The 11,412-nt window shown below is 72.5% G+C and carries 12 protein-coding genes; 8 read left to right on the forward strand and 4 right to left on the reverse strand.

The window, feature by feature from the left end; all coding sequences use genetic code 11:
* Nucleotides 1-9 precede the first annotated feature (9 nt).
* Both ABD350_RS27855 and ABD350_RS27860 read left to right on the forward strand, forming a co-directional pair.
* Entirely contained in the window at nucleotides 10-645 is a 636-nt protein-coding gene (locus ABD350_RS27855) for a TetR/AcrR family transcriptional regulator (protein WP_344351390.1), read from the forward strand.
* Nucleotides 646-730: 85 nt separating this feature from the next.
* On the forward strand, nucleotides 731-2,407 hold the full coding sequence (locus ABD350_RS27860) for an amidohydrolase (RefSeq protein ID WP_344351392.1): 1,677 nt from the start codon (nucleotides 731-733) through the stop codon (nucleotides 2,405-2,407).
* A 199-nt stretch (nucleotides 2,408-2,606) separates the two neighbouring features.
* Here ABD350_RS27860 and ABD350_RS27865 read toward each other — a convergent pair whose 3' ends face one another.
* Nucleotides 2,607-3,263 (reverse strand): DedA family protein, encoded by a 657-nt coding sequence (locus ABD350_RS27865; protein WP_344351394.1) that lies wholly within the window; start codon nucleotides 3,261-3,263, stop codon nucleotides 2,607-2,609.
* Between the two features lie 740 nt (nucleotides 3,264-4,003).
* On the opposite strand from ABD350_RS27865, the gene ABD350_RS27870 reads away from it, so the two are divergent.
* Both ABD350_RS27870 and ABD350_RS27875 read left to right on the forward strand, forming a co-directional pair.
* Complete coding sequence (locus ABD350_RS27870; protein WP_344351395.1) at nucleotides 4,004-5,116, forward strand: aminotransferase class I/II-fold pyridoxal phosphate-dependent enzyme; 1,113 nt, start codon at nucleotides 4,004-4,006, stop codon at nucleotides 5,114-5,116.
* Nucleotides 5,113-6,255, forward strand: coding sequence for a GNAT family N-acetyltransferase (locus tag ABD350_RS27875; RefSeq protein ID WP_344351396.1), 1,143 nt, complete (start codon nucleotides 5,113-5,115; stop codon nucleotides 6,253-6,255). Before ABD350_RS27870 ends, ABD350_RS27875 begins: the two co-directional genes overlap by 4 nt.
* Nucleotides 6,256-6,424: 169 nt before the next feature.
* Here ABD350_RS27875 and ABD350_RS27880 read toward each other — a convergent pair whose 3' ends face one another.
* Nucleotides 6,425-7,330 carry an NADP-dependent oxidoreductase gene (locus ABD350_RS27880; protein WP_344351397.1) on the reverse strand — a complete coding sequence of 302 codons (906 nt, stop codon included), beginning with the start codon at nucleotides 7,328-7,330 and terminating at the stop codon, nucleotides 6,425-6,427.
* A 52-nt stretch (nucleotides 7,331-7,382) separates the two neighbouring features.
* The gene (locus ABD350_RS27885; protein ID WP_344351399.1) at nucleotides 7,383-8,015 is read right to left on the reverse strand and encodes a TetR/AcrR family transcriptional regulator; all 633 of its coding nucleotides are present in this window, start codon (nucleotides 8,013-8,015) and stop codon (nucleotides 7,383-7,385) included.
* A 129-nt stretch (nucleotides 8,016-8,144) separates the two neighbouring features.
* Here ABD350_RS27885 and ABD350_RS27890 point away from each other — a divergent pair, with 129 nt between their 5' ends.
* Both ABD350_RS27890 and ABD350_RS27895 read left to right on the forward strand, forming a co-directional pair.
* A complete protein-coding gene (locus ABD350_RS27890) occupies nucleotides 8,145-9,263 on the forward strand; it encodes a serine hydrolase domain-containing protein (protein ID WP_344351400.1) in 1,119 nt (372 codons plus the stop codon).
* A 105-nt stretch (nucleotides 9,264-9,368) separates the two neighbouring features.
* On the forward strand, nucleotides 9,369-9,533 hold the full coding sequence (locus ABD350_RS27895) for a hypothetical protein (protein ID WP_344351402.1): 165 nt from the start codon (nucleotides 9,369-9,371) through the stop codon (nucleotides 9,531-9,533).
* Between the two features lie 88 nt (nucleotides 9,534-9,621).
* On the opposite strand, the gene ABD350_RS27900 is transcribed toward ABD350_RS27895, so the two are convergent.
* Nucleotides 9,622-9,822, reverse strand: a complete 201-nt coding sequence (locus ABD350_RS27900; RefSeq protein ID WP_344351403.1) for a cold-shock protein — start codon at nucleotides 9,820-9,822, stop codon at nucleotides 9,622-9,624.
* Nucleotides 9,823-10,158: 336 nt separating this feature from the next.
* Between ABD350_RS27900 and ABD350_RS27905 the strand changes: the two genes are divergently transcribed.
* Both ABD350_RS27905 and ABD350_RS27910 read left to right on the forward strand, forming a co-directional pair.
* On the forward strand, nucleotides 10,159-10,623 hold the full coding sequence (locus ABD350_RS27905) for a DUF2267 domain-containing protein (RefSeq protein WP_344351405.1): 465 nt from the start codon (nucleotides 10,159-10,161) through the stop codon (nucleotides 10,621-10,623).
* Between the two features lie 86 nt (nucleotides 10,624-10,709).
* Nucleotides 10,710-11,267, forward strand: a complete 558-nt coding sequence (locus tag ABD350_RS27910) for a GNAT family N-acetyltransferase (protein ID WP_344351406.1) — start codon at nucleotides 10,710-10,712, stop codon at nucleotides 11,265-11,267.
* Nucleotides 11,268-11,412 lie beyond the last annotated feature (145 nt).

Consider the following 11,412-nt stretch of genomic DNA (forward strand, 5'->3'; position numbering starts at 1 on the left):
ATCGCCGTCATGTCGTCAAGCGTTCAGCGCAAGCGGATTCGCAAGGACCCGGCCGCCCGGCGGGCGGAGATCGTCGCCGCCGCCGCGGCCGTCGCCCTGGCCGAAGGCCTGGAGTGCGTCACCCTCCGCCGGATCGCCGAGGAACTCGCCGTCCGCCCCGGGCTGATCAGCCACTACTTCCCCTCGGTCGAGGACCTGGTCGCCGAGGCGTTCGGCAGCGCGGCGACCGGCGAACTCGACCGGCTCCTCCCGGCCGGGCGCGCCACGCCCACCCCCACCGAACAGCTCGCCCGCTTCCTCGCCCACACCTCCGGTCAGGCCTACGACGCGATCAGCCGGCTGTGGATCAACGCCCGCCACCTCAGCCGCTACCGGCCCGTGCTCCGCGACCGGGTCGCCGAGCAGGAGGCCGCCTGGCGCGACCGGCTCGAACGCCTCGTCCAGGACGGCGTGGACGCCGGCGAGTTCGTCACCGACGACCCGGTGGCGGTCGCCGTGCAGATCCTCGTCGTCCTCGACGGCCTGGGCGTCCACGCCAACACCGCGACGCCGAGGCGCCCGGCCGCGGTGCTGCGCATGCCTCTCACCACGGCCGAGCGGGAACTCGGGCTGCGACCCGGCACGCTCGACCAGGCCACCGGCTGATCCGTCGCCGCACAAGCCCCCGACGTCCCCGTGCCCCTGTGAGTGATGGGGCTCTTGACGTGCCCCTGTAAGTGAAGGAGCCCCCGTGCCCGCCGATCTCGTCCTGCTCTCCGCCCGGCTGCTCGACCCCGGCACCGGCCACCTCCTGCCGCACACCGCGCTCGCCGCCGAGCGGGGGCGGATCAGCTTCCTCGGCGACGACCGGGACGCCCGCGCCCTCGCCGGGCCCGGCACCACCGTCGTCGACCTGCGCGGTGCGGTGGTCACCTCCGGGTTCACCGACGGCCATCTGCACCCGGTCTCCGGCGCCGAACGCACCATGGGCGTCGACCTGTCCGGCTGCCGCGACCTGGCCGCCGTACGCGCCGCGCTCGCCGCGGCGGTACGGGACCTGCGGCCGGGCGCCTGGCTGCGCGGCTGGGGCCTGGACCCGAACGCCTTCGGCACCGCCCCCGTGGCCACCGCCGCGCTCGCACCCGTCCTCGACGGGGTGCCCGCGCTCATCGACCTGTTCGACGCGCACTCGGCGCTGGCCAGCGAGCGGGCGCTGGAACTGGCCGGCGTCGACGGGCCGCGCGCCTTCGAGCAGGGTTCGGAGATCGTCTGCGACGCCGACGGACGGCCCACCGGGCTGCTGCTGGAGGACGCCGCCTGCGAGGTCGTGGAGGCGGTCGCCCCCCGGCCCACCGAGGCCCAGCTCCGCTCCCGCGCCGCCGAGGTGCTGGCCGCCATGGCCGCGTCCGGGCTCACCGGCGGGCACGCCATGGACGCGAACGGCGACAGCCTCGCCGTCTACGCCGCCCTGGAGGCCGAGGGCGCCCTCCCCCTGCGGCTGAGGATCGCCCCCTGGTGCCGGCCCGAGGCGAGCGACGCCGACCTCGCCGAGCTGGTCCGCCTCCAGGGCACCGGCGGCGCGCTGTGGCGGGTTGCGGGGGTGAAGCTGTTCATGGACGGCACCATCGACAACGGCACCGCCTGGCTGGAGACGCCCGACTGTCACGGCCAGTCCGACCACGCCTACTGGCCCGACCCGCGGCGCTACACCCGGGTGATCGCCGACCTGCACCGGGCCGGCGTGCCCACGGCCACCCACGCCATCGGCGACGCGGCGGTCCGCCACGTCCTCGACGCCGTCGAGCAGGCCCAGGCGGAAGGCGCGCGGGCGGGCGGTACGGGCAGCACCGGTGGTGCCGGCGGTGCCGGTGGTACGGGCGTCGGCGTCGTACGGCACCGGATCGAGCACATCGAGACCGTCCCCGACGACACCGTCCGGCGGTTCGCGCCGCTCGGCGTCGCCGCGTCGATGCAGCCCACCCACTGCTGCGAGTTCACCCGGGCGGACCACACCGACAACTGGTCCCGCCGGCTCGGCGAGGAGCGGGCCGGACGCGCGTTCCGCTGCCGGGACCTGTGGGAGGCCGGGGCACGGGTCGTCCTCGGATCGGACTGGCCCATCGCGCCGTACCCGCCGCTCCAGGTCATGGCCGGCGCCCGGCACCGGCGGCCCGCCGACCTCTCCCAGCCCCCGCACGGCCCCGAGCAGGCCCTCACCCCGCTCCAGGCGCTCCAGGGCATGACCGTGTGCCCCGCCTGGGCGGCGGGGGAGGAGGACCGGGCCGGCCGGCTCGCCGTCGGCCACCGCGCCGACCTCACGGTGCTCGCCGACGACCCGCTGCGCGTGCCCGACAACGACCTGGCCGCGCTGCCGGTCCTGCTGACGGCGGTGGCCGGACGGGTCACCCACCGGGCGGCGGGGGTGTAGCCCCGGGGCGGGCGGGCCAGGCCGCGCGGCACGCCGTACCTAAGCGCGGGACGGGGCGGGGTGGGGCGAGGCCGTGCCGGTTCGGTGGTGGGGGCGCTGCTGTGTCCGGTGCCCCCCACCCGGGCACCGGCCCCCACCCAGGCACCACACGACTCCGCGCACCAACGAACCGACACGGTGGGCGTGAGGCCGCCTCGGCTCAGTCCGCGGAGTCCCCTCGGTCGCGGCGTTCACGGCGTTCACGGCGGGAGCGGCGGATCTCCGGCAGCAGCGGGAGCAGGGACACGACGACGACCAGGGCCGCCAAGGGCAACAGGTAGTCGTCGATGTGGGGGAGGGAGGCGCCCAGGGTGTACCCGGCGAGGACCAGCGTCTGGGACCACAGCACCCCGCCCACCGTCTGCCACAGCGTGAACGTCCGCGCGGGCACGCCCAGCACCCCCGCCACCGGGTGCAGCACCGTCCGCAGCAGCGGCACGAACCGGCCGATCACCAGCGCCTTGCCGTAGCCGTAGCGGGCCAGCAGCCGCTCGGCCCGCGCCGCCGCGTCCGTCACCCGGCGGTTGGACGTGCGCGCCAGCAGCGCCCGCCCGCCGTGCCGCCCGATCAGATACCCCGCCTGCCCGCCCGCCACCGCCCCCACGGCCGCGCACACCAGCACCTGCCACAGCGCGAGCCGGGGCGGCTGCTGGGCACTGCCCGCGCACAGCACCCCGGCCGGGAACAGCAGGGTGTCACCGGGCAGGAAGAAGCCGACGACCAGCAGGCCCGACTCGGCGAAGATCGCCGCCAGCACGCCCAGCGCGCCGAAGGCGGCCAGCACCGAGGCGCTGTCCATCGGATTGACGGCGGTCACCTGCCCGAACCTCCCGGCCTGCGCGTGGATTCCTCCGCTCCCCAGCATCACTCGCCCGGCGCACCCGCGCGCACCGGTCGGCTCGGGCCGGGCTCGGGTTGGCCGGTTGTGGGCCGTTGCGGGCCGATACCACCGCGGGGCGGGGACACCGCCGGTCGGGCGGCCGTACGGCGTGATGCCGGGCCGGTGCAGGAGCGGTCGGCAGCCGTAGTCGTACGCCGCCGGGCGTCCAGTCGTACGCCGTCGAGTACTCCGGCGTAGACGTCGACCGAGTCGTCGGTCGTCGAACAGGGTGAACTCCTCGTGCGGGAAGCGGGGTTCACCTACCGGTCGCCGCCGACGGCGACGAGGGTGCCGGGCGCCGGGACCGGGCGCCGCGAGAGCCGAGTGCCGCGCGGGCCGGGCGCGGTCGGTGGAGCCGTAAGCCCGAGTCGTACCGCACTCGCACCCCCTGTCGCACCGTCCACAGGACTCGATTCACTCGAATGGCTTAACGAAACCAGGCCTTGGCTTTTCATTTCATTCCTCTGGCTGAGAGGATGCCGAGGCCACCCTCTCCGCATTTTTGTATGAAAATCTCAAAAGGGTGGCGAGTCGAATGTGAGAGCGCAGTGGCAGATATTTTCGACAAGCAGTTGACGGCCGTCATGCAACACGCGACACGCATGCGGCCGAGGGCCGTCTACAACGCACTTGAAGCACGCGGAGGGGAGGTGTTCCTGGGTGGAAAACGCCTGGTCATGGCCGCCCGAAACGATTATCTTGGCCTTTCCGGTCACCCCCGTGTCGTGGCCGCGGCGGCCGACGCGGCCCGTCGCTGGGGTGCCTCCGCCTCGGCGAGCCGGCTGATCGGCGGGACGCTCACCCTGCACGAGGAACTGGAGGCCAGGCTGGCCGCCTTCCTCGACGCCGAGGCGGTGATCGTGACCACCACCGGCTTCGAGGCGAACCTGGCGCTGGCTCCCCTGCTCGGCCGCGGTGACATCGTCTTCAGCGACAAGGCCAACCACGCCTCGCTGATCGAGGCGGTGCGGCTGGGTTTCGCCGACAGACGCTGGTACCGGCACTCGGACATGGCGGACCTGGAGCGCAAGCTGGCGGTGGCCGACCCGGACGCCGCCAAGGCGATCCTCACGGACGGCCTGTTCTCCATGGAGGGCGACCTGTGCCGGCTGCCGGAGCTGGTCTCGCTGGCCCGGCGCTACGGCGCCCGCCTGGTGGTCGACGGCGCCCATGACATCGGGTTGCTCGGACCGGGCGGGCGAGGGGTGACCGACCATTTCGGGCTGCCCGACGCCGTCGACCTCCACACGGGCACCCTGTCCAAGGGGTTCGGCTCCATCGGGGGGTTCCTGGCCGGGCCGGCCGAGGTGATCCACTACCTCCGGCACACCTCGCGGTCCGTCATCTTCACCACCTCGATCCCCCCCGCCTCGGCCGCCGCCGCGCTGGCGGCCCTGACCATCATCGAGACCGAGCCCGAGCGCCGGGCGCGCGCCTTCGAGGTGGCGCGGCGGGTACGGGACGGCCTACGCGGCCTCGGCTTCGACACGGGCGAGTCGGTCACCCCGATCGTGCCCGTCATCACCGGGCGGAAGGAACTGGCCACGGCCCTGTGGCGGGAGGTCCTCACGGAGGGCGTCTTCACCAGCGCCGTCTCCGCGCCCGCCGTACCCGAGGAACGCTCACTGGTCCGGCTGTCCCTCCAGGCCACGCACACCGACGAGGACATCGAGCGCATCCTCGGCGCGTTCGCCCACGCCGGCCGCCGCCTGGGGCTGATCCCCGCCGGGCCGCCGCCCGTCCCGGTGCAGCCGATGCTGAGGGAAACGCTTCTGGACTGGGTGTCATGAGTGTCACGGTCACCCCGGTCGGCACGGACACCGACCTGACCGCCTTCATCCGGCTCCCGTACGACCTCTACCGCGACGACCCGCTGTGGGTGGCCCCGCTGGAGCGGGAGCGGCGCTCCTTCCTCGACCCGGCCCGCAATCCGTACCACCGGGTGGCCAGGGTGCGGCTCTTCCTCGCACGGCGGCACGGCACCGTGGTCGGCAGGATCGCGGCGATCGTCGACCCCCGTTACAACGAACGGCACGGTCCGGACCGCGGACTGATCGGCCTCTTCGAGTGCGACGACGACCCCGAGGCCGCGGCCGCTCTCTTCGACACGGCGGACGGCTGGCTCGCCGCGCAGGGAATGACACGCACCTTGGGCCCCCTCGGATTCACCACCAATGACGAGTGCGGCGTCCAGATATCCGGCTTCGACCAGCCGCACATCGTCATGATTCCCCGGAACCGGCCGTATTATCCGCGACTGTTCTCCGTATGTGGATTCGAGAAGGCCAAGGACCTGATTTCGTACGCCATTCCGATTCCCGCCGACGGCGAACCCCCGGCGGAATACCGTGAAGCCACGGACCGCGTCCTCGCGACCCCGGGACTCACGGTCCGGCCGCTGGACCCGCAGCGGACGGAAGCCGATATGGAGAGCGTCCGGAACCTCTACAACGAAACGTTCACCCACAGCTACGGTTCGGTTCCCGTCGACGAAGCGCAGTTCGGCTACATGATGAAAAAGCTGAAGCCCCTGCTGCGCCCCGGCCTCCTCCAGATCGCGGAACTGCACGGCGAACCCGTCGCCTTCCTGCTCTGCCTGCCCGACGCCCACCAGGCGCTGCACGCGGCCCGCGGCCGGCTCACCACCCTGGGCCTGCCCGTCGGGCTGATCCGGGCCGCGCGGGCCGTCCGCCGAATCGACCGCGTCCGCTTCGCCGCCATGGGCGTGGCCAGGGAACACCGGTCCCGTGGCCTGGCCGCGGCCCTGGTGACCCAGGCCCAGCGCGCCGCCTTCCGCCTCGGATACACCGAGATCTCCTACTCGTGGGTCCTGGAGGACAACCACGCCTCGCGTCGGCACGGCGAGGCCCTCGGCGGGGTCCACACCCAGACGCACCGGCTGTACGAGCGCGCCACGGCCGCGTCATGACGGACCGGGAGACCACGCCGCGCACGGCCGCGGCGCGCAAGGCCGTGCTGCCCTAGCCCATGCCGCCCGCGCCCATGCCGCGGAAGGCCGCGGTTCAGCGGACCGCGGTTCGGCAGGCCACTATGCGTCAAGCAACTATGCGGCAGGCAACTATGCGGCCGACCACGGCTCAGAAGACCATGGCGATCTTCCCCGCCAGGCCGCCCTGGGCGAAGCGCACGTGCGCGGCGCGGATCTCGTGCAGGCCGAAGGCGGCGTGCACGCGCGGCCGCAAGGAGCCGTGGTCGACGAGCCCGGACAGCTCGCGCAGGCCCGCGCCGTCCTCGCGTACCTGGTGGACGGTCGTACGGACGCCCCGGGAGGACAGGTCGGGAACCGGGCCGGCCTGGGTGGCGATCGACGCGTACCGGCCGCCGTCCGCCACCGCCTCGGTGACGAAGGCCCCGAAGGTGTCGAAGACCGCGGCGTAGGAACGGGACGGGAGATCGCGGGGGTCCGTGGTGACGAGACCGGCACCGTGCTCGCGGACGAAGCCGATCTGCTCCGCACGGGAGACCAGGGCGTCCACCCGGATTCCCCGGGCCCGGGCGATCTGGAGCGCCAGCCCGCCGACGGCGCCCGCGGCACCGGCGATCAGCAGCCGTTCCCCGGCGGTGACCGCGAGCCAGTCCAAGGTGTGCAGGGCCGTCAGCCCGGGAAGCGGCAAGGTGGCCGCCTGGACCAGGTCGATCGACCGCGGTGCGACGGACACCGCCCCCGCGGGGAGGGCCACCAGGTCGGCCCAGGTGCCCCGGCCGGTGCCGAGCTGGTGCGACATCGCGATGACCCGTTCCCCGGCGCGCAGCCCGCTGTCGCCCCCGTCGACCACGATGCCGGCCAGATCCCAGCCGAGGGTCATCGGCAGCGGCGGGGTTCCCTCGCCGATGGCTCCCTCGCGGGTCTTGTCGTCGACGGGGTTGATACCGGTCGCGACGGACCGGATCAGTACCTCCCCGGGCGCCGGTTCGGGCTCGGGCACCTCGACGGGGCCGAGGACGTCGGGCGTGCCGAAGCGGTGGATCTGTATGGCGCGCACGGAGGACCCTTCACACGACTGCTGCTGACGCAGGCCGCAACACCGGTGTTGATCAAGAGATTCCCGTCCGGCGGCAGGTTCCGGTGAAGACGCGACCGAGCCGGTCGTCCAGCGCGGCGAGGACGGCCGAGTCCGGTGTGCCGTCGGGGTCGATGTGCCGGTGCAGGGCGAGCCCTTCGACGAACGCGACGATTTCCAGGGCCTGTCCGGCGGCATCGACGCCCTCGGGGACCTCGCCGCAGGCCGTGCCGTTGTGGATGGCACGGGCGACGCGTGCGCGGACGTGTGCGAGGGTCTCTCTCTGGACGGCGGCCAGGCGGGCGTTGTGCGCGGCCTGTCCCGCGAAGGCGAGACGGACCAGGAACTCGGCGCGGCGGGTGTCGTCCAGCGGTATCAGCTCGGCCAGCGCCTGCCGCAGCATCTCGGCGATGGTGCGGCCCGCGACCTCGCCCCGGTTCACCAACTCGCCCACGCGCGCGGTGAAACGCTCGTTGACGCGGGTGAACGTGGCCAGCAGCATCTCGTCCTTGGCCGTGAAGTAGTGCTGCACCAGGCCCACGGAGATCCCCGCTTCGGCGGCGGTCCGCGCGACCGTCACGGCGTGGAGGCCGTCCCGCACGATCAGGCGTTGGACGGCGTCACTGATCTGCCCCTGGCGGGCGTCGTGGTCGGCGACTCTCGGCACGGAAAGACGGTACCGCGTGCTATAACCGTACGTCCATACGGTTACCGGAGGGAGCGTTCGGTGATCCGACGCAGCACAACCCGCATACTAGGCCTGGCAGTTGCTCTTGCCCTGCTGATGCCGCCCGGTATGGCCGCCGCGGGCCAGGCCGGTACCGGACGGCCGGCGGACAGCCGCCGCGACCCGGTCCTCCAGACGCTGGCCGACCGGGTGGTGGCCGGCCCGAACCCCAACCCGGGCGCCTTCCTGCTCGCCCGCGACGGCTCACGGGAACGCTTCGGCGCGGCCGGCCTCGCCGACCGGTCCGCCGGCACGCCGATGACACCGGACCTGAGGTTCCGCGCCGGAAGCCTCACCAAGACCTTCACCGCGACGGTCGTCCTGCAGCTCGTCGCCGAGCACCGGCTGCGGCTCGACGACACCGTCCAGAGGCTGCTGCCCGACCAGGTGCGCCCCGGCAACGCCCTGTCCGACGCCCCCATCACCGTCCGCGAGCTGCTCAACCACACGAGCGGACTGTACGACTACATCGACGGGCTGCTTCCCCACTTCCGGACCATCGACCAGTACTGGCCGCGCGACCAGCTGATCGGCGTCGGACTCGGGCGGCCCCGGTACTTCCCGGCCCCCGGCACCCGGTTCCGGTACTCCAACACCAACTATCTGCTGCTCGACCTGATCATCGAACGCGTCACCGACCGGGACCTGCGCACCAACCTCGAACGCCGGGTCTTCGCGCCGCTGGGGCTGCGCGACACCTCGTACCCGCTGGCGGCCACCGCGATCGACGGAGCCCATGCGCATGGCTACACGGACGTCTCCCTCCTGCTGCCGGACGCGCCGGACGCCACCCGCTACGACGTCACCGCGTTCAGCCCGTCCGAGGCCGGGGCGTCGGGTGCCCTCGTGACCACGGCGGCGGACATCGCACGCTTCTACCGGGCCCTGCTGCGCGGCCGTCTGCTGCCCCCGGAGCTGCTGCGCCGCATGCTCACCGACACCGTCCCCACCACGGGCGCCGCCCCGCCCGCCGTCCGCTACGGCCTGGGCGTGTACGTCTACGCCACCGGCTGCGGCCTCGCCTACGGCCACGGCGGCAGCGCGCCCGGGTACCTCACCTTCGCGCTCGGCAGCCGCGATGGGCACCACCAGCTCGTGGCCCACACCAACTGGAACCCGCTCACCGAGTCGGGTATCGACCGGGACTTCTGGGCGGCCTTCCAGCGGGGATACTGCGCCGGCCGGTGACAGGCGTCGCAGCGTCCTTCGCGGAGCGCCGCGCAGGCATTCCGCAGGTCGGCCTGGGTACCCGACGGCTCGCGAAAGACCCGACGCAGCGAGGAGGCGGTCACGGTGACCGTGCCCGAGGAGAACCGTCCGAAGACGACCACCACGGACGATGTCATCGAGTCGCCGGCCGACACCGGCAAGGAAGAACAGCAGCCTGGGGCCTCCGGCCGCTCGATGCGCGAGGCGATGCAGGAGGCGGGGATCACACCGGACGACTTCGAGGAGTAACCGCGCCTCACGCAGCGCATGCCCACTCACGGTGACATGCCGAGGGCCGGTGCCTTGACGGCACCGGCCCTCCTGCTCAGCGCTCGCCTCAGAGGGCGCGGACGCGAGCGGCCTGCGGACCCTTGGGACCCTGGACGACGTCGAACTCGACGCGCTGGTTCTCCTCAAGGCTGCGGAAGCCGTTGCCGTCGATCTCGGAGTAGTGGACGAAGAGGTCCGGGCCGTCGGCCTGGGCGATGAAGCCGAAGCCCTTCTCGGCGTTGAACCACTTCACGGTTCCCTGAGCCATTTGCTGCTCCTTACAGGGGCTGGGTACGGAAGCCGCACCGTGCGGACTCCCGGGCCGGCCTGGACGCGACTTCTCCAGTTCCCTGAAGGAAGGCGGCGCCCGCGACATCGTTCTTCGCGAGCGTGCGGTGAAACACAGACACAAAAACTACGACCGCCCCGTCCAACGGACCGCCTCCCGGTTTCATTCCCGCCGCCGAAAATTCGTCGTCCGGTACGCCCGTCCATGCCGACGCTCATGTCCGCTTCGGTCGGATATGTGCGTAAATGCCGACCCTACGGGCACCCGTGAGACCGCACGCAGAGCCCAACCACAGCACTCACCGGTGGAGGCAGCATGATCAGCCATCAGCAACTGGTGGAAGAAGTGGCCTCGCGGACCCGCCTCGACGACACGGAGGCCGCCGACGCCGCCGTACACCTCGTCCTCGCGGCGCTCAGCAGCCGACTCGATCAGCCGCGCCGGGAGCATCTGCGCAAGGCCGTACCGGCCCACGAACGCCCCGCGCTCCGCTACGGGGCCGACACGGCGGACGACTCCGCGGTGTCGCTCGACGATCTGCTGGCGGACGTGGCCCGGCCCGCGGGCGCCACCCCTGAGCAGGCGCTCTTCCTGGCGCAGACGGTGGTCTGCCGGATCGCGGCCGAGGACACGGACCTGGCGGCCGACCTGCTGCACGCCCTGCCGGACGAGTTCGGCACGCTGTTCGAGGAACCGGACCGCATCCCCGAGCGAACCAGCCACACCACGACCACCCAGGCCGCGTCCGGCGAGACGGAGACACCCGGGCAGGACCGGTGACGCACTTCCCTGGGGCCGATTGGTCCGCCGTGACCGACCGACCGAGATCGGTCCCCGTCCCCGTCCAGTGGTCGTAGCGTCGGGGTATGACCACTGTTGACGACACGGGGTACCGGTACCGCACTGCCCTGCCCGGGGACGCGTCGGCCATTGGGGCGTTGGACGGCTCCTTCACCACCGGCACCGTTTTCCAGGTGACCGTGACGGAGGAGGGGTTCGCGCTGCGGGAGGTGCCGGTGGAGCCGCCGCTCACCAAGGTGTTTCCCGAGGAGGAGTCGGACGGTGACGAGGGGGGCGGCGAGGACTGCCGTACCTTCGTCGCGCAGGGCACCTCCGGGGAACTGGCCGGGTTCGTCACCGTCTCGTACTCCGGTTGGAACCGTCGGCTGACCATCAAGGACATCGAGGTCGCCCCGGAACACCGGGGCAAGGGGGTCGGCCGCGCGCTGATGGGGCTCGCGGCGGAGTTCGCCCGGGAGCGGGGTGCGGAGCACATCTGGCTGGAGGTCAGCAACATCAACGCGCCGGCGATCCACGCGTACCGGCGGATGGGCTTCGTGTTCTGCGGGCTCGACACCACCCTCTACGACGGCACGCCCTCGGCGGGTGAGCAGGCGCTCTACATGAGCATGCCTTGCCCGTGAGCCGACCGCCCGCGCACCTGGCGTGAGTGGGCGGTTCAGCCGCGGGCGGCCGGCGTGTGCCGCTCGGGCGCCGGTGCCGTCGCTAGGCCGTTTCTTTCAGATCATCGGATCGTTGGTCTGGGTGTGTCGTTGACTGACGCCCAGT

The organism is Streptomyces nogalater (assembly GCF_039532885.1).
In the GTDB taxonomy this organism is placed as follows: domain Bacteria; phylum Actinomycetota; class Actinomycetes; order Streptomycetales; family Streptomycetaceae; genus Streptomyces; species Streptomyces nogalater.

What these genes read in the sequence shown, in the direction of transcription:
- ABD350_RS27905 (WP_344351405.1), top strand. Translation starts at nt 10,159, where the DNA reads ATGATCAGCCATCAGCAACTGGTGGAAGAAGTGGCCTCGCGGACCCGC.
- ABD350_RS27855 (WP_344351390.1), top strand. Translation starts at nt 10, where the DNA reads ATGTCGTCAAGCGTTCAGCGCAAGCGGATTCGCAAGGACCCGGCCGCC.
- ABD350_RS27870 (WP_344351395.1), top strand. Translation starts at nt 4,004, where the DNA reads ATGGCCGCCCGAAACGATTATCTTGGCCTTTCCGGTCACCCCCGTGTC.
- ABD350_RS27875 (WP_344351396.1), top strand. Translation starts at nt 5,113, where the DNA reads ATGAGTGTCACGGTCACCCCGGTCGGCACGGACACCGACCTGACCGCC.
- ABD350_RS27890 (WP_344351400.1), top strand. Translation starts at nt 8,145, where the DNA reads ATGGCCGCCGCGGGCCAGGCCGGTACCGGACGGCCGGCGGACAGCCGC.
- ABD350_RS27900 (WP_344351403.1), bottom strand. Translation starts at nt 9,822, where the DNA reads ATGGCTCAGGGAACCGTGAAGTGGTTCAACGCCGAGAAGGGCTTCGGC.
- ABD350_RS27910 (WP_344351406.1), top strand. Translation starts at nt 10,710, where the DNA reads ATGACCACTGTTGACGACACGGGGTACCGGTACCGCACTGCCCTGCCC.